General features: G+C 62.4%; 16 protein-coding genes and 2 riboswitches. Of the genes, 6 read left to right on the top strand and 10 right to left on the bottom strand.

Annotated features, from left to right (window positions below):
* The first annotated feature begins 184 nt into the window (after positions 1-184).
* From flgA to flhA, 5 genes are all read left to right on the top strand, one after another.
* The gene (flgA, locus tag NCR40_RS13085) at positions 185-1,672 is read left to right on the top strand and encodes a flagellar basal body P-ring formation chaperone FlgA (protein ID WP_250509644.1); all 1,488 of its coding nucleotides are present in this window, start codon (positions 185-187) and stop codon (positions 1,670-1,672) included.
* Between the two features lie 304 nt (positions 1,673-1,976).
* Positions 1,977-2,300 carry a flagellar biosynthesis anti-sigma factor FlgM gene (gene flgM, locus NCR40_RS13090; RefSeq protein ID WP_244826562.1) on the top strand — a complete coding sequence of 108 codons (324 nt, stop codon included), beginning with the start codon at positions 1,977-1,979 and terminating at the stop codon, positions 2,298-2,300.
* Between the two features lie 109 nt (positions 2,301-2,409).
* Positions 2,410-2,844 carry a flagella synthesis protein FlgN gene (locus NCR40_RS13095; RefSeq protein ID WP_244826563.1) on the top strand — a complete coding sequence of 145 codons (435 nt, stop codon included), beginning with the start codon at positions 2,410-2,412 and terminating at the stop codon, positions 2,842-2,844.
* A 679-nt stretch (positions 2,845-3,523) separates the two neighbouring features.
* Complete coding sequence (gene flhB / locus NCR40_RS13100; RefSeq protein ID WP_244826564.1) at positions 3,524-4,732, top strand: flagellar biosynthesis protein FlhB; 1,209 nt, start codon at positions 3,524-3,526, stop codon at positions 4,730-4,732.
* Complete coding sequence (flhA, locus tag NCR40_RS13105; protein ID WP_244826565.1) at positions 4,729-6,825, top strand: flagellar biosynthesis protein FlhA; 2,097 nt, start codon at positions 4,729-4,731, stop codon at positions 6,823-6,825. Before flhB ends, flhA begins: the two co-directional genes overlap by 4 nt.
* A 22-nt stretch (positions 6,826-6,847) precedes the next feature.
* Here the strand turns inward: flhA and NCR40_RS13110 are convergent, their stop codons facing one another.
* Positions 6,848-7,123 (bottom strand): hypothetical protein, encoded by a 276-nt coding sequence (locus NCR40_RS13110; RefSeq protein WP_250509645.1) that lies wholly within the window; start codon positions 7,121-7,123, stop codon positions 6,848-6,850.
* A 15-nt stretch (positions 7,124-7,138) separates the two neighbouring features.
* Here NCR40_RS13110 and NCR40_RS13115 point away from each other — a divergent pair, with 15 nt between their 5' ends.
* The gene (locus tag NCR40_RS13115; protein ID WP_250509646.1) at positions 7,139-7,564 is read left to right on the top strand and encodes a hypothetical protein; all 426 of its coding nucleotides are present in this window, start codon (positions 7,139-7,141) and stop codon (positions 7,562-7,564) included.
* Between the two features lie 29 nt (positions 7,565-7,593).
* Here NCR40_RS13115 and NCR40_RS13120 read toward each other — a convergent pair whose 3' ends face one another.
* The 9 genes from NCR40_RS13120 to NCR40_RS13160 form a co-directional block, all read right to left on the bottom strand.
* Positions 7,594-8,091 carry a hypothetical protein gene (locus NCR40_RS13120; protein WP_244826568.1) on the bottom strand — a complete coding sequence of 166 codons (498 nt, stop codon included), beginning with the start codon at positions 8,089-8,091 and terminating at the stop codon, positions 7,594-7,596.
* 152 nt (positions 8,092-8,243) lie between these two features.
* Entirely contained in the window at positions 8,244-9,632 is a 1,389-nt protein-coding gene (locus NCR40_RS13125; protein WP_250509647.1) for an L-serine ammonia-lyase, read from the bottom strand.
* 33 nt (positions 9,633-9,665) lie between these two features.
* Positions 9,666-10,712 (bottom strand): alginate lyase family protein, encoded by a 1,047-nt coding sequence (locus tag NCR40_RS13130; RefSeq protein ID WP_250509721.1) that lies wholly within the window; start codon positions 10,710-10,712, stop codon positions 9,666-9,668.
* A 172-nt stretch (positions 10,713-10,884) separates the two neighbouring features.
* The gene (gene gcvP, locus NCR40_RS13135) at positions 10,885-13,815 is read right to left on the bottom strand and encodes an aminomethyl-transferring glycine dehydrogenase (protein ID WP_250509648.1); all 2,931 of its coding nucleotides are present in this window, start codon (positions 13,813-13,815) and stop codon (positions 10,885-10,887) included.
* Positions 13,816-13,872: 57 nt separating this feature from the next.
* A complete protein-coding gene (gene gcvH / locus NCR40_RS13140; protein ID WP_250466057.1) occupies positions 13,873-14,253 on the bottom strand; it encodes a glycine cleavage system protein GcvH in 381 nt (126 codons plus the stop codon).
* A 75-nt stretch (positions 14,254-14,328) separates the two neighbouring features.
* Entirely contained in the window at positions 14,329-15,450 is a 1,122-nt protein-coding gene (gcvT, locus tag NCR40_RS13145; protein WP_250509649.1) for a glycine cleavage system aminomethyltransferase GcvT, read from the bottom strand.
* Positions 15,451-15,574: 124 nt separating this feature from the next.
* Positions 15,575-15,693, bottom strand: a riboswitch (glycine riboswitch).
* 22 nt (positions 15,694-15,715) lie between these two features.
* Positions 15,716-15,829: riboswitch (glycine riboswitch) on the bottom strand.
* A gap of 105 nt (positions 15,830-15,934) precedes the next feature.
* Positions 15,935-16,135, bottom strand: coding sequence for a hypothetical protein (locus NCR40_RS13150; RefSeq protein ID WP_250509650.1), 201 nt, complete (start codon positions 16,133-16,135; stop codon positions 15,935-15,937).
* 11 nt (positions 16,136-16,146) lie between these two features.
* On the bottom strand, positions 16,147-16,326 hold the full coding sequence (locus NCR40_RS13155) for a hypothetical protein (protein WP_250509651.1): 180 nt from the start codon (positions 16,324-16,326) through the stop codon (positions 16,147-16,149).
* Positions 16,323-17,123: a hypothetical protein gene (locus NCR40_RS13160; protein WP_250509652.1), complete on the bottom strand. Its 801-nt coding sequence runs from the start codon at positions 17,121-17,123 to the stop codon at positions 16,323-16,325. The genes NCR40_RS13155 and NCR40_RS13160 overlap by 4 nt, the downstream gene beginning before the upstream one ends.
* Between the last annotated feature and the right edge of the window lie 27 nt (positions 17,124-17,150).

Genomic DNA, 17,150 nt, shown 5'->3' on the forward strand with positions numbered 1-17,150 from the left:
CCGTCTTGTCCGCGCCCCGGCCTGGGCAAGACGAGTCAGTCGAATGGGAGTGCCGCCGTGAAAATCGCGGCGTGTCGTTAGCGGTTTGCAGTCGCCGTCCTGTCCGCGCCCCCGCAAAGGGCAGGACGGCTCAATCGAATCAGAACGCCGTCGCGGCATTCGCGGCGCGCGAGGGAGAGAAGTAATGAGCAGGTCCGCCAGTCATTCGTCGAAGGCTCTTGCCCGCGTCGCCGCGATGGAGCGCCGCGTGCAGAAGGCGTCGTCGCTTGCGCGACGCTCGGCGGCTGGCGTGGCCCTCCTGTTCGTCGGGGCCGCTGGTTTTGGCTTTACGGCGAACGCTTACGCGCAGCAGGACGATGGTCCCATCGTCATTCCGGGCAACGCGGAGACGAATCCGGCAGCCGCGGCGGAAATGGCGAAGGGTCTCAAGACCGCGAAAGCCGCGCCCGCGACCACGCCCGCACCGGTGGCCGCCGTTTCTCAGGCAGCAATTTCATCCGCGATGATGTCGCGCCCGAGCGGCTACGGCGATGCCAGCAAAGCCGCCGATGCCGCCATGCGCCACGCCGCGCTCGCGCTCGAAGCACGCGCCGAAGCCGCCGACGACGCCATGGACGACGCAAGCGGCATGATCGTCATTCCCGGTCCGGGCGAAGCGAAGGCGCAAACGGGCGTTGGAACGGCGCGCGCGGCGGCCTCTGCTAATCAGAATGCAGTAAGCGGCGCGATGAGCGCGCCCGTTTCCAAGGTTGCCGATGCTCCGGGCGCCGCTCAAACCGCAGCTCAACCCGATACCGCCGCGAACGCGAATCTGCGCAGAGTCGCCTCCGTCACGCCATCGCGCGATGTGATTCCCGTGGTCGTCACCCGCGACGACGCCATTCCCGCCCGCAACGGCGCCGTGCGTCCGATCGCGGCAGGCACGACGGCGCCCGTTCCCAGCGCGGCATCGCCGATGAAGCGCGTCAGTTTCAATCCGTCCGCCGCGGCGGGAGCCGCCGCAGCGCCCGCCGCGACGACGCTGCCACAGGCGAACGCCACCGGCGCCACCGTCCAGGACGGCGAGAGCATTCGCGCGGCTGCCGTGGCTTTTCTTCAGCAACAAACCGCCGGACTGCCGGGCAAGGTCGAGATCACCGTGACGCCTGCGTTCCCGCGAGGTCTCGCGCCGTGTTCGTCGATCGATCCGTTCATGCCGACCGGCGCACGGCTCTGGGGCCGTATGACAGTAGGCGTGCGCTGCGTCGGCGAGCGCCCGTGGACGCTCTATCTGCAAGCGCGCGTGGCGATCAACGCGACTTACTACACGGCGGCGCGCGCGATCGCTCCCGGCGAGATGCTCGGTCAGGGCGATGTGGTCGCCCACGAAGGCGATATCACCGCGATGCCGCAGGCCACCGTCACCGATCCCGCGCAAGCCGTGGGCGCGATCGCGCTGTCGCGCGTGCCGGCGGGGTTGCCGCTGCGCACCGACATGCTGCGCGCTGCCAGCTCGGTTGCCGTCGGCCAGACGGTGCATGTCGTCACGGATGGCTCCGGATTCTCGATTTCCGCCGAAGGCAGCGTGATGAACAACGCCGCGCCCGGCCAGCAAGTCCGCGTGAAGACGGCCAACGGACAGATCATCACCGGCATCGTGAAGGACAGTCAGACCGTCGAGATACGGATGTGAGACGGCTTGAGGCAGAAATCTGCGAATCAGGTCGTGAAAGACAGTAAGACCGTCGAGATGCGTATCCGAAGGTGGCTCTTTTCGGCTCTGTCGCGTTCGGACGAATCAGTCTGAAAGAGCCGCTGGAGCCCTTATGTGGGCCAGATAACAGTTTGTTTCACTTTGTTGCAATTGCTCTGAAAGCCCGCCCCGTAAGGCTTTGCTGGCGACGAGCGAGTCGATGCCCCGTATGGGTCCCCTGGTTGGGTAAAGTTTCCAAACACCCCCGCCGATAAAGGACTCAACAAGTACGGGAATAGACATCGTGAAAATCGAATCGAACAGCAACATCGCACTGGCTGGAATTCAAGACGCTACGCAACGTGCATCGCAAAACGACGCCAAGAGCGCTTCTAGCGTGGCGCAAGCCGGCACGACCGCCGCGCAGAACTCGAAAGTGAGTCTGTCATCGCTGTCGTCGGGTCTGCGCGCGTCGAACAGCGCCGACGTCGATACGGCGAAAGTCGATTCGATCAAGGCTGCACTGCGCGACGGCAGCTACAAGATTGACGCCGGCAAGATCGCAGACGGCATGCTGAGTTCCGCGCGCGACATGCTGCAAACCAGAACCGCGCCCGCTGGCGCCTGAGTTCTTTCTCCGCCGCGCCCGCTTTCGCTTCGAAAGCAGACGCGCAACGGAACCGGAATTCGACGGCGGCAGGCGCATTGTGAAACCCGCGTTTTTTTAGCGAGCTGCAATGAGAGACGCCCTGCTGTCCACCGTTACCGAAGAAGTCGCCGCCGTTCTGGCGTTCGAAGCCCTCCTCGCCCACGAGGAAAAGGCGCTGATCGCCGCGCAGCCGCTCGAAGCGCTGCCGGAAATCATCGAGAACAAGACCGAGTTGACCGAGCGCATCGCCGCGCTCGAGAAAGATCGCGACGCGCATTTGCACGCGCTCGACCTGCCGGGCGGTTTCGCCGGCATGGAAGTCGCCGCTCAGGGCGATGCGCGCATCGCCGAGCAATGGGCGTTGTTGTGCGCCGCGGCTCGCCGTGCGCGTCAAGGCAACAACAACAACGGCGTGTTGATCCGCACGCGCATGGAATACAACCGCAAGGCGCTCGCCGCGTTGCAGGTTGCGCCGTCGAAGGCGGGCTTTTACGGGCCGGATGGGCGGTTGCCGGGAGCTTGAGGATTTGTTGGAGGGTTGCATTTGCCGGGTGCGCTTTCGGGCCGGCGCGGCTTGCTCCGCTGGCACTCGGTAAACGACAGCCGTTCTCCAACGCTTTCTCGGGCTTCTTGTCTCGATCGGGGCGCACGTCGCTTGGCGCTCCTGGCTGGCGGCCGAGGCTGGTTATCTGTCGGCGGGTTGGTTTTTCGACGCGGTCGCGCCTGATTCGATCGCCGGCTTGCTGACGCCTCTGGCTCTTGCGAAAGCCCGCTGATTTGCAGTCGTTCGAAGCTCCGCGCAGCCTCTAGCCGGGCGGGCGCGATGAACGATCCGCGCCTTTCTAACCGTCGGCACATGATTCCGCCGAGTGTGCCGATGGCCGCAGCGGCAAGCGTCGACGCTCCCTTTCACCGATTAGCCTCGCACTTTTTGTAGCGTCGGAGCTTGCTTTAGTCCGCTGGCGTCCGACTTTCGGCGAATGCCAACGCTTACATCCGATCGGCGCGGCACATCGCCGGATCAACGCTTCCGCCGCGCGGCGCGTCCGTTCCAACGCCTCTCATCACCCGAATAAACCCCCTTTCCCCGGCCTTATCCGCCGATGGTGGCTCGACGTCCTCCGCAATAATCGCTTTCATCAAGAAGCGGCTTCGCGCCGCGTGCATGGCGATTAACGCAGTCGAACCGGAGTCGAAGCGCGGTGGCAGAAGAAAGCGATCTCGAAAAAACCGAATCAGCCACTCCCAGGCGCCTTGAAAAAGCGCGGGAGGAAGGTCAGGTTGCGCGCTCGCGGGAACTCGCATCGTTCGCGCTCCTCGCGGCGGGATTTTTCGGGGTATGGGGTTTGTCGGGTCCGATCTACGGTCATCTGCAAGGCATTCTGCGCGGCGCGTTCACCTTCAATCACGAGAACGTGCTCGATACTCACCAGATGATGATCGGCGCCGCCAACGCCAGCAAGGAAGGCATGCTCGCCATGCTGCCGGTGCTCGCGCTCACCGCCGCCGCCGCGCTCGCCGCACCCATGGCGCTCGGCGGCTGGCTCATCACCACGAAGCCGCTTGCCCCGAACTTCGGCCGGCTCAATCCGATCAGCGGCCTCGGCAAGATGTTCTCGTCGAACGGTCCGATCCAGCTCGGCATGTCGATGCTGAAAACCGTGGTCGTCGGCGGCATGGCGGGCTCGGCCATGTGGAGCCGCAAGGCCGAAGTGCTCGGTCTTTTGACCAAGCCGCTCGACCTCGCGCTCGCCGACGCCATGCATCTGCTGTTCGTGTGCTGCGGCATGGCCATCGGCGGCCTCTTTCTCGTCGCCGCCGTCGATGTGCCGTATCAGCTTTATTCGCACGCGAAGAAGCTGCGCATGAGCAAGGAAGAAGTGAAGCGCGAACACAAGGAAAGCGAAGGCGACCCGCACGTGAAGGGCCGCATCCGTGCGCAACAACGCGCCGCCGCCCGCCGCCGCATGATGCAGGCAATTCCGACCGCCGATGTCATCGTCACCAACCCGACGCACTTCGCCGTCGCGCTCAAATACGCCGATGGCGAAATGCGCGCGCCGAAGGTCGTCGCCAAGGGTGTGGATCTGGTGGCCGCGCGTATCCGCGAATTGGGCCGCGAGCATAACGTGCCGCTGCTCGAAGCGCCGCCGCTTGCGCGTGCGCTCTATCACAACGTGGAAATCAACCGCGAGATTCCGGGGGCGCTGTACGGCGCTGTCGCGCAGGTGCTGGCGTGGGTTTATCAGCTGCGCCGGTATCGCGAAGACGGCGGCGCCAAGCCGGACGATCCGTCCGATCTCGAAGTACCGAAAGAACTCGACAAGGGCAGCGTCTCCGACGCCGATGCCGAACAAGAAGCCGCCGACGTACTCGGCGCCGATGACACCTCGAATGGAGCCGCAGCATGAACGCGCGCGCTGGATTTTTCGCCAAACGCCCCGACGCGCTCGGCACGCAGAATTTGCGCGCGCTCGCCGGTCCGATCCTGATCTGCATGATCCTCGGCATGATGATCTTGCCGTTGCCGGCGTTCCTGCTGGATCTGCTGTTCACCTTCAACATCGCGCTCTCGGTGATGGTGCTGCTCGTCAGCATGTACACACAGAAGCCGCTCGACTTCGCGGCCTTCCCCGCCGTGCTGCTGTTCTCGACGCTGCTGCGCCTGTCGCTGAACGTGGCGTCCACGCGGATCGTGCTGCTCGAAGGTCATACCGGCCCGGACGCTGCCGGTCAGGTGATCGAATCGTTCGGCCACTTTCTCGTTGGCGGCAATTTCGCCGTGGGTATCGTCGTCTTCGTGATTCTGATGATCATCAACTTCATGGTGATCACGAAGGGCGCGGGACGTATCGCGGAAGTCGGCGCGCGCTTCACTCTCGACGCGATGCCCGGCAAGCAGATGGCCATCGACGCCGACCTGAACGCCGGCCTCATCAACGAAGAAACCGCGAAGAAGCGCCGCACGGCGGTGGCGCAAGAAGCCGAGTTCTACGGTTCGATGGACGGTGCGAGCAAGTTCGTGCGCGGCGACGCGATCGCGGGCTTGCTGATCATGGTGATCAACATCGTGGGCGGGCTGATCGTCGGCATGCTTCAGCACGACATGGACTTCGGCCACGCGGCGACGAACTACACGCTCCTGACTATCGGCGATGGCCTCGTCGCGCAGATTCCTTCGCTCATCATTTCGACGGCGGCGGGCGTGATCGTGTCGCGCGTCGCGACCGAGGAAGACATCGGTACGCAGTTGACCGGCCAGTTGTTCCAGAACCCGCGCGTGTTGATGATCACGGGCGTGATCATCGGCGTGATGGGGTTGATTCCGGGCATGCCGCACTTTGCGTTCATGCTGCTCGGCGGCGGCTTGATCTACGCCGCGCGTTCGATGAACAAGCGCGCCGAAGCGAAGAAGAAAGCCGGCAACGTTACGGACATCACGCCGGTCGCGGCCGCGCCGGTGGAGAATGCCGAAGCGAGCTGGGACGATGTCGCGCTGATCGATCCGCTCGGCCTTGAAGTGGGCTACCGGCTGATTCCGCTCGTCGATCGCAATACGGATGGAGAATTGCTCAAGCGTATCAAGGGCATTCGCAAGAAGTTCGCTCAGGAAATCGGGTTTTTGCCGCCTGTCATTCATATTCGCGACAACCTGGAATTGCGGCCGAATGGGTATCGCATTGCGCTGAAGGGCGTGGAAGTGGGCGTTGGCGAAGTGTTTCCGGGACAGTGGCTCGCGATCAATCCGGGGCAGGTGTCGGTGACTTTGCCGGGCCCGCAGACGCAGGACCCGGCGTTCGGCTTGCCGGCAGTGTGGATCGACACGAATATGCGCGAACAGGCGCAGGTTTATGGCTACACGGTCGTCGATGCCAGCACGGTGGTCGCGACGCATTTGAATCATCTCGTCGTGACGCACGCGGCGGAATTGCTTGGGCGTCAGGAAGTGCAGGCGTTGCTGGATCGTATTGGCAAGGACACGCCGTCGCTCACCGAGGATCTCGTGCCGAAGACCATTTCGCTCACGCTGTTGCAGAAGGTGCTGCAGAATTTGCTCGACGAAAGCGTGCCGATTCGCGACATGCGCACCATTCTCGACGCGGTGCAGGAGCACGCGCCGCGACTGGCCGATCCGTACGAGCTTACGGCCGCGGTGCGCCTTGCGCTCGGCCGCGCGATTTCGCAGCAGTGGTTTCCGGGCACCGACGACCTTCAGGTGATGGGCCTCGATCCGATGCTGGAGCGTGTGTTGTCGCAGGCGCTTTCGACGGGCGCGAACCCTGGACTGGAGCCGGGGCTTGCGCAGACGCTGATGAACTCGACGCAGAACGCGATGCTGCGTCAGCAGAACTTGGGCTTGCCGCCGGTGCTGCTCGTGCAGCATTCGCTACGCGCGATGCTTGCGCGGTTCCTGCGCCGGAGTCTGCCGCAGTTGAAGGTGCTTTCTTATGCGGAAGTGCCGGATACGCGGAATGTGAAAGTGGTTAATTTGATTGGGGCTTGAGGTGCGGGCCTTGATTCGATAATCAATTAAGCGTGGCGCTGATCAGACTTCGAAGATTGCGCGCATCGAACACAACGGTTTTCCACGTGTAGTAATTCGCGCGTTCGAACTGAATCTTGCCGACCGCTTGTTGCGACTCCGCAATTGCCAAGACCGCGCCCGGCATCTTTTGGGCGCGGTACTGCAAATGAATGATCTCCCCTTCTAGAAGACGCTTCGCGCTTGTCGCGGCAATCACGATGGAAGGCGTGGGCGTATCGATGACATGGTCGGCGATCAAGCCACCGGAGATCGGCAACTCAACGTCCGACACATGCGCGAGGCCCAAATCGCTTGCAATCTCGTCGATCGCGCATTTCAAGCGGACCGTGAACTCATTGCTACCCTGGCGTTCGGCGCGAGACGTAGCTACGCCATAAAGCTGTTGCGCTGCCTCCGCGACGCGGAACACATAGGGCGCAAGAAGACGTTCGTCGATTGTCGTAGCGCGGATTACTTCGTCATCGCAGAGGCGCGCCGGACTGTTTTGAGCAAACGCTTCCGACCAGCGCTCGACGGCGCCCGACTCGACATCGCCACCCGCCATACTTGCGTGAAAGCAGGATTCTCCGTTTTCATCGATAACAAAACCGTCGTCGCGAGAACGAATACGCACCACCACGCGATCGCCTGTTCCCGGATATTCGAGCGGCGTAATGACGCGATACACGCCGTTCGAGTCAGCGTGAACTTCGAATAGCGCGCAGATTGTTTGTTTAAGTGTGTCTGCTAGCACAATAAGTCGCCCTGGCCGTCTTGCTCGTTTGAGATCGTGATGCCCGTCGCCTTGCAGAACAACACGATCAAAGCGCCACGATCATTTTCCGCACGTGGATCGAAACGTTTCGACGACTTAAGGTTAAGCTCCGGCGCGCCCGGCAGCAAGCGGTTCCGATAATCGCTTGTCGTCCGACACGGCACCTTGCAGTGCAAACCCTTATGGCTTGGATGGTAGTGAAACTCGAGCAAGGGATAGAGATCGCCCTTCGGCAGCGAGCAAAGCAGATGCGCGTAGAACGCGCGGTCTTCGAGTTGTTCTCCGTCGCGCCAAACGAACAATACGAAGTGGTCGTCCGACACGCGAATGAGTTCGGTGGCGTGAACGCGCGGCCTCGCCATCCGATTAAATGGCTTCGGCCACTTGTTCTTGACCATCTGCTTGAACTTTGGCGAGCCGGTCAGCGTTTTGCGCACTTGCTTATGCGCAGCAAGATCCTGTGGAAGCAAGGCGGTCTCTCAAGTATTTGAACCGACCGCGTCGCACCGAAGGAGCAGTCGATAGATTCGTTTTAGTTCTATCGATGCTAACCGCCTTGCGTGATGGAAACTGCTTCGTCCACCGAATTTTTCAATCGCCCTGACAATTTCTGCTTGGAGCCTCAACACTCCACGATATTCACCGCCAACCCACCCCGCGAAGTCTCCTTATACTTCGTCTTCATATCCGCCCCTGTCTCGCGCATGGTTTTAATGACCGAATCCAGCGATACATAATGCGATCCATCGCCGCGCATCGCCATGCGCGCCGCGTTGACGGCCTTCACCGATCCCATCGCGTTACGTTCGATGCACGGAATCTGCACCATGCCGCCCACCGGGTCGCACGTGAGCCCAAGGTTGTGCTCCATGCCGATTTCCGCCGCGTTCTCCACCTGCGCGGGCGTGCCGCCCATCACCGCCGCAAGTCCCCCGGCGGCCATCGAGCACGCAACGCCCACTTCGCCCTGACATCCCACTTCCGCGCCAGAAATCGACGCGTTCATCTTGTAGAGGATGCCAATGGCCGCCGCCGTCAGCAGAAAATCGATCACGCCCTGCGCATTCGATCCCGGCAAAAACCGATCGTAGTAATGCAGCACCGCTGGAATGATGCCCGCCGCGCCGTTCGTCGGCGCCGTCACCACGCGGCCGCCAACCGCGTTCTCTTCATTCACGGCGATGGCGTAGAGGTTGATCCAGTCCATCATCGATAGCGGATCGCGCAGCGCCTGCTCGGGTTTGCCGGCGAGCGCGCGATACAACACCGGCGCACGCCGCTTCACCTGGAACGGACCCGGCAGATGCCCATCCGCATCCGGATTGCCGATGCCGCAGCCGCGCGCGACGCAATCCTGCATCACGTCCCAGATTCGCAACAAGCCCGCGCGAATCTCGTCCTCGCTACGCCACACGCGCTCGTTTTCCCACATCAGTTGCGCGATGGACTTGCCCGAATCGGCGCACATCTTCATCAACTCATCGCCCGTCTTGAAGGCGTAGGGCAAGTGTTCGATGGCCGTAAGCACCGCCGTGTTCGCCGCGCCCGCCGTCACCACGAAGCCGCCGCCCACTGACAGATACGTCGCCTCGCGCAACGGCTCGCCGCTCGCGTCGAATGCGTGCAGCTTCATGCCGTTCGGATGCTCCGGCAACGCCTGCCGATAGAACGCAATGTTCTCCTTCAGCGTGAACGGAATCTTGTGCGTGCCGAGCAGCGCGAGCGTCCTGGACGTGCGTACGGTTTCGAGGCGCGGCGCGATGGTGCCCGCATCGACCGTGTCGGGGGCATCGCCCATCAAGCCGAGCATGACGCCGCGGTCCGTGCCGTGGCCTTTACCCGTCGCACCGAGCGATCCGTACAGCTCGCATTTCACCGATGCCACCGCGTCCAGCAGCCCATCGCGTTCGAGCCCTTGCGTGAACATCAGCGCGGCGCGCATCGGGCCCACGGTATGTGAGCTCGAAGGTCCGATGCCGATCTTGAAGAGGTCGAATACGCTGACTGCCATGAATGCTCCTTGCTTGAGCTGCTTGAGACGGGATCATCGCGCCGGCAACGGCAGACACACCGCGAGCCACGCAGGCGGCGTCGGCGCGAGCCGCAACGCCACCGGCGCATAACGGCCGTCGAGACGCGCCGCGAGATGAAAGAGTTCCGCCGAGTTTTTCGGGTCCCACTGACCCGAGAATCCCGGCAATCCGGCTTCGCGACGCTTGGCATCGAAAGACACGGTCGAATGCACGAATTCGTCATGCGTGCGGGTGCCGAGCGCATACGGGGTAAGCCAGTTGAGCGCTTGCGCGAGCGTTGCGCCCGACTGCGCGCGCTCCGGCAGCCAGTTGCGGTTATGCCGTCGCGCGGCCAGCGCCGCCGTCACGAGCGGCTGAAGATCGTAGGTGACGTAGCGCAAGGCATCGCGTTCGGCGAAATCGACGGTCGATCCATCCGGCGCGATGTTGTCGCCGATATGCTCGACGAACAGCCGCTGCGCCGCGTTGATGAGCTTGCGGTCGTCGATGGTGAATGCGCCCATCGCCACCAGCTTCACGCGATGACTCTGCCAGTTGTTCCGATACGTGCCCGTGAGCGGGCGCTTCTGCTTGTCCATGTCGGCGACGTAGCCCGTCACCATCTTCGTGATGAACGCGTTCGCCGCGTTGCGCGTCTTCACCGGCAACGCGCTCGCGGTCAGATCGTAGGCGAGGATCAGCGACTCGAAGTTGGTCTCGTCGATCGGATTGAAACTCGGCTGATACGTTGTCGTCCACGCGAACAGAAAGCGGTCGACGAGACGCAGATAACGCTCGTCGCCGGTCGCGCGCCAGGCGAGCGCGGCATCGCGCATCAAGCCGAGATCCTTTTCGGCTTCGATGCTCTCGTCGCGTATGCCTTCGTGCGGCAGCGTGCCTTCGGTATGCAGTTTCGCGAGTGGCTTCGGCTGGTCGTTGACGTGCGATTGCACCATCTGCACGAGCGCCTTCACGCCGGGATCGGCATTGGTGCGCTCGCTCGTCTGCATGGCGGGCGCGGCACAGAAATTCATCGCCGCATGCGCGGACGGCGCGGCGCAAGCCAACGCCCACAGCATGAATCGCGCGGCATGGAAGCGCTTCGTCTCGTTCACCTCTCGCACCCTTGTCGCCATATGAACTCCCTGTTTTGGCTTTTGGTCCGGGGTGAGATGTTAGCCCTTCTGACTCGCGCTGCAAAACCGCCCGACAATGCTTGACGTTTCCGGGCGGTTCCGCGGTTTTGATCGATTACTCGTCCGTGTACTCCGAGATTGGCACGCACGAGCACATCAGATTGCGGTCGCCATACGCGTTATCCGCGCGGCCAACCGGCGACCAATACTTGCGCGTCACGAGCGACTTCAGCGGATACGCCGCCGCTTCACGCGTGTACTTGTGGTCCCACGCATCCGACGTAACGACCGCCGCCGTGTGCGGCGCGTTCTTCAGCACGTTGTCTTCGCGATCCGCGCTGCCTTCTTCCACCGCGCGAATCTCGTTGCGAATGGCGATCATCGCGTCGATGAAGCGATCCAGCTCCTCCTTCGACTCCGATTCGGTCGGTTCCACCATCAGCGTGCCGGGCACCGGAAAGCTCATCGTCGGCGCGTGGAAGCCGTAGTCGATCAGACGCTTGGCCACGTCTTCCACCGAGATGCCGCTCGATTCCTTGATCGGCCGGACATCGAGAATGCATTCGTGCGCGACGAGCCCGCCCGGCCCGCTATACAGCACCGGATAATGCGGCGCGAGGCGCTTCGCGACGTAGTTGGCCGCAAGAATCGCGCTTGCCGTCGCGGCGGTGAGACCTTCCGCGCCCATCATCGCGATATACATCCACGAGATCGGCAAGATCGCGGCCGAGCCGTAAGGCGCCGACGATACCGCGCCGATGCCCGCGTCATCGCGCTTGTAACCGGTCGAAGCCTGATTCGGCAGAAACTTGGCCAGATGCGCGCCAACTGCTACCGGACCCACGCCCGGTCCGCCGCCGCCGTGCGGAATGCAGAACGTCTTGTGCAAGTTCAGATGCGAGACATCGCCGCCGAACTGGCCGGGCGCGGTGAGGCCGACCATCGCATTCATGTTCGCGCCATCGACATACACCTGGCCGCCGTGCGCGTGCACGATCTCGCAGATTTCGCGGACGTTGCGTTCGAACACGCCATGCGTCGACGGATACGTGATCATGATCGCCGCGAGATTCGCCGAATGCTTTTCGGCCTTCGCCTTCAGGTCTTCGATATCGACGTTGCCGTTCGTATCGCATGCAACGACGACGACCTGCATGCCCGCCATCTGCGCCGAAGCCGGATTCGTGCCGTGCGCGGACGCCGGAATCAGACATACATTGCGATGCCCTTCGCCGCGCGACTCGTGATACGCGTGAATGATGAGCAAGCCGGCGTATTCGCCCTGCGAACCGGCGTTCGGCTGCAACGACACCGCCGCATAGCCGGTGCACGCGACGAGCATCTGTTCGAGCTGATCGATCATAGTGCGATAGCCGACCGTCTGTTCCGCAGGCGCGAATGGATGAATCTGCGCGAACTCGGGCCACGTCACCGGCAGCATTTCGGAGGTCGCATTGAGCTTCATCGTGCAGGAGCCGAGCGGGATCATCGTGCGGTCGAGCGCGAGGTCCTTGTCCGCGAGACTGCGCAGATAGCGCAGCATTTCGTGCTCGGAATGATGGCGATTGAAAACCGGATGCGTGAGGTATTCGCTCGTGCGCTTGAGAGGTGCGGGCAATGGATCGGCAAGCGATGCATCGAGCGCGTCGATATCGAACGTCTCGTTCTTGCCCGCGACTTCGGCGAACAGCGCGAAGAGCTTCGTGAGATCGTCGCGCGTCGTGGTTTCATCGAGCGACACACCGACGCGATTCGCGCTCACATGACGCAGATTCACATGCGCGGCGTAAGCGGCTTGATGCAGCGCGTTGGTGCTCGCGCCGCTTTCGATGGTCACGGTATCGAAGAACGTGTCGTTGGTCAGCGCGTAGCCGAGCTTTCGCACGCCCGCCGCGAACACCGACGCGACGCGATTCACGCGCAGCGCAATGGTCTTGAGACCCTGCGGGCCGTGATAGACCGCGTACATGCTCGCCATGATCGCGAGCAGCGCCTGCGCCGTGCAGACATTCGACGTCGCCTTCTCGCGACGGATATGCTGTTCGCGCGTTTGCAGCGCGAGACGCAGCGCGGAATTGCCTTGCGCGTCGATAGTCACGCCGACGAGACGGCCCGGCATCTGACGCTTGAATTCGTCGCGCACGGCCATGTACGCCGCGTGCGGACCGCCGAAGCCGACCGGCACGCCGAAACGCTGCGTATTGCCGATAGCCACGTCCGCGCCCCATTCGCCTGGCGGCGTGATGAGCGTGAGCGCCAGCAAGTCGGCTGCGGCGATCACGTAACCGCCCGCCGCATGCACCGCTTCGGCGAGCGCGCGGTAGTCGCGAACGTCGCCATTCGCGCCGGGATATTGCAGCAGCACGCCGAATGCGTTCGCGCTCGCGGCATCCGCGGCCGGTCCCACCTGCACGTCGATGCCCGCCGGCTTAGCGCGTGTCTTCACCACTTCGATGGTCTGCGGCAGCACGTCGTCGGCCACATAGAACAGGTTCGATTTCGGCTTGCCGACGCGTTGCAGAAGCGTCATGGCTTCGGCGGCGGCAGTGGCTTCGTCGAGCAGCGACGCGTTCGAGATGGCGAGGCCCGTGAGATCCATCACCATCTGCTGATAGTTCAGAAGCGCTTCCAAACGCCCTTGCGAAATCTCGGGCTGATACGGCGTATAAGCCGTGTACCACGCCGGATTTTCCAGCACGTTGCGCAGGATCACGCCCGGCGTGTGCGTGCCGTAATAACCCTGGCCGATATACGTGCGAAACACGAGATTCTCGTTCGCCAGCTTGCGCAGCGACGCGAGCGCTTCCGCTTCGCTTTTCGGCTGCGTGAACGTGCCGAGCGGCAGCGTTTCCTGACGGCGGATCGATTCCGGAATCACCGCGTCGATGAACGCCGCGCGCGATGCGAACCCGAGCGCTTCGAGCATGGCGCGCTGGTCGGCATCGTCGGGACCGATGTGCCGTGCCGCGAATGCGTCATGGCATTCGAGCGCGGCGAGGGACAGGGAGGTGCGGTTCATCAGGTGATCCGGATGTTCGAGCTTCATGTGAATTCCTGCAAAGCGGCCGGTTGGAAACGCAACCGCTTTCGTCATTGAGATGAGTTATTCGCCGATCGACTTGCCGTAGCCTTCGGCGTCGAGCAGCTTGTCGAGACTGGCGTCGGCGGCCGGCTTGATCTTGAAGAGCCAGCTTTCGTACGGTGCGCCATTCACCGAATCCGGCGACGAAGTCAACGCGTCGTTCGCGGCGACGACTTCGCCCGACACCGGCGCGTAAATATCGGATGCCGCTTTCACGGATTCGATCACCGCGATGGCGTCGCCCGCCGCGACTGCCTTGCCCGCCGCGGGCAGTTCGACGAACACGATGTCGCCCAGCGCTTCTTGCGCGTGATCGGTAATGCCGATGGTCAGCGTGCCGTCGGATTCGGTGCGGACCCATTCATGCGATTCGGTATATTTCAGATCGGCCGGGATGCTCATTGGATGCTCCTTGCGTAATTCGTTCGTGGGGTTCGTGATCGGATGGCGCGCGCCACGTTCGTCCGCTGTCGGGCCTCAAAGGCTCACGAGCGTCTTGCCGTTGCGCACGAACGGAAGTTTTACCACGCGCGCGGCAACTTGCTTGTCGCGGATGAGCACTTGCACCGTATCGCCGATCGCCACTTGCGTCGGGACGCGAGCGAACGCAATCGACTCCTGCATCGACGGCGAAAACGTGCCGCTCGTGATCTCGCCTTCGCCGTGCGCCGTGACGACCTTCTGATGCGCGCGCAGCACGCCAGCCGCACGCCCGTTCTCCTTGATGAGCACGAGCCCGACGAAGTTCGACTGCGAGCCGTTCGCTTCGAGCGCGGCGCGGCCGACGAAATCGCGCGGGGTTTTCAGGTCGACGGTCCAGGCGAGGCCGGCGTCGAGCGGCGACACGGTTTCATCCATGTCCTGGCCGTAGAGATTCATGCCGGCTTCGAGACGCAAGGTGTCGCGTGCGCCGAGGCCTGCGGGCTTCACGCCGGCTTCACGGAGCGCGTTCCACAGCGCTTCCACGTTCGTGGCGGAAACCACGATCTCGAAGCCGTCCTCGCCCGTGTAGCCGGTGCGCGCGAGCATCAGTTCGCCGAAGGGCGTGGTTGCGAACTTCGCCGCATTGAAGGGTTTGAGCGATTCGGTTTCGGCGCGCGTCTGCGGCAGCACTTGCCAGACCTTTTCGCGTGCATTCGGACCTTGCACCGCGATGATGCCGAAATCGCCGCGCGGGCGGATCGACAGATCAAAGCCACCTTCCGCGTTCAGTTGCTGGAACCACGCGATGTCTTTATCCGCCGTGCTTGCGTTCACGACGACGCGGAAACTCGTTTCGGAGAAGTAGTAGACGATCAGATCGTCGATGACGCCGCCGTCGGTCTTGAGCAGGCACGAATACAGTGCGCGGCCGGGCGTCGTCAGCTTGTCGACGTTATTGGCGATGGCGTGCAGAAAGAAGGGCCGAACGGCGTCGCCTTCGAAATCGACGACGCGCATGTGCGATACGTCGAACATGCCCGCGTCGGTGCGGACGGCGTGATGTTCGTCGATTTGCGAACCGTAGTTGACGGGCATGTCCCAGCCGCCGAAATCGACCATGCGCGCGTTGAGCGCGAGGTGGGCGGCATGCAAGGGCGTGTGTTGAAGAGCGGTCATCGGGGCCTCGGTTCGCGAAACAAAAAAGGCCACGCAGCGCGCAGATATCTGCCTTCGCCGCGACTATGCCTTTGCTCGCTGACTTTCAGCAGCGCAAAGCGCATACCGGCTGGCGGTTGCGATGCGTGACCCCTCTGTCCTCGGTACCTGAGAGATTGCGCGGATCAAAAAAATCCGTCGCGCGCCCCTTCGGTGGGCTGCTGACATCGTTCGATGCCGCTGCCGCTCTCCAGAGTGCGAAAAAATTGCCCGAAAGGGCGATTTCTTCGACGCGGCCGGTCCTTTTGCCTGAGAGTTTGTGGGTGTGCCCCTTCGGCGGCGCGGCTCGCTTGGCGATCTTTGAATCGACAGAAGCCACGCGCTCTCCCGACGCGTGCGGCCGAATTTACGCGACCGAATTAGGCTTGTCAAACGGATTCGGACGGGGCTGAGTGTGCGGTGGAGCGGGTTGTGGCTGGCGACGATGCCTTGCCATGCGTCGGCCTCAGAACGTCGTTGACAGGGTCGAGTTGATTTGCCCCTGAAATGCATCGGTTTTCGGCAAGAACGCCAGACAGTTCGCGACGAGGTCGGTGGCGTCGTGCTGACTAAACGGCTCCGTGAGATGGTAATCCGCGTGCGTACGCACTTTTTTTAGGTCGATGAGCACGTAGGCCAGCGCGCGGCCTTTGTTCCCTACGGTCATGAGCCGATTTGTCAGCCGTTATGTTGACCGGCAACCTCGCGCGTTGACGGCAAGCAGGCGTCCGCCACGGCAAGCGTTTTGTGATAAGCGGCGTAATAAGCTCGCGACGCGCCGGATCGCCATTCACATTCGCTATTGCCTGCCGACAACTGCTGCGCCAGATGCAGCAGATCGGAAACCTCGATGCTCATTGCACCACCTCCATTAGCGCACTGCGGGAGGCAAGCGCACTAAGCGAACCAACAGGGCGACAGACGAAGGTAATCACCTCTGGGTACGCGTTATCGAAGGTCGTGGTCAATGCCTCGGCAATCGCAAAGTTGACGTTTCCACACTGGCTTGCAGTTTCGTCGACATAAAGCTCGTATCTCGTTGTGTCGTCGTAAATCATCAACCTGCTGCCGCGAATCATGCAGCCCTGCGAGCGGATTGCTTCGACCGCCGTTTCCAACAAAGCAAGCCGTTGCTCGGCATCGACGCCGCAACGAAGAAAGATCTGTGCCGTCGCTTCGATGTCGCGCGGTAGCTCCGCATCGCCTTCGGCAACGGTTGCATTGAGATCATGAGCAAGCATGATTGCCGCCGCCTTTTCGGCATGCAGCGCCGTGACGAATACACGCGCTGCCTTGATCCGGCTTGTCGGGTCGCTACGCTGCGTATCGGCGAGCAAGCGCGCGTAGTTCACCGCCATGCGCGGCTCTCCGAGATCGCACATTAGCGACGCCACATTGGTCAGAATGGTGACGTCGTGCCTCGCCAATGCCTGCGCGGCCTCGGAGCAACGAACGCATTCGTCGCGATCACCACGGAGGAACGCGGTGAATGCGAGTACGAGCCAACATATCTCAGGACGTTCGCGGCCCTTGCTCAAGAACGCAAGCGCTTCTCGCTCGATGCGCCTTACCTGGAATTCGTTGCTCTGCGCCGTGATCACCATATCGATCAGATCGCATAGCCATTCTGTTGCAACAGCTTTCGGGACATTCAAGGGAACGCACTCCGGATATTCGTTTGC

The sequence above is a fragment of the Caballeronia sp. GACF4 genome (assembly GCF_023631025.1).
In the GTDB taxonomy this organism is placed as follows: Bacteria; Pseudomonadota; Gammaproteobacteria; order Burkholderiales; family Burkholderiaceae; genus Caballeronia.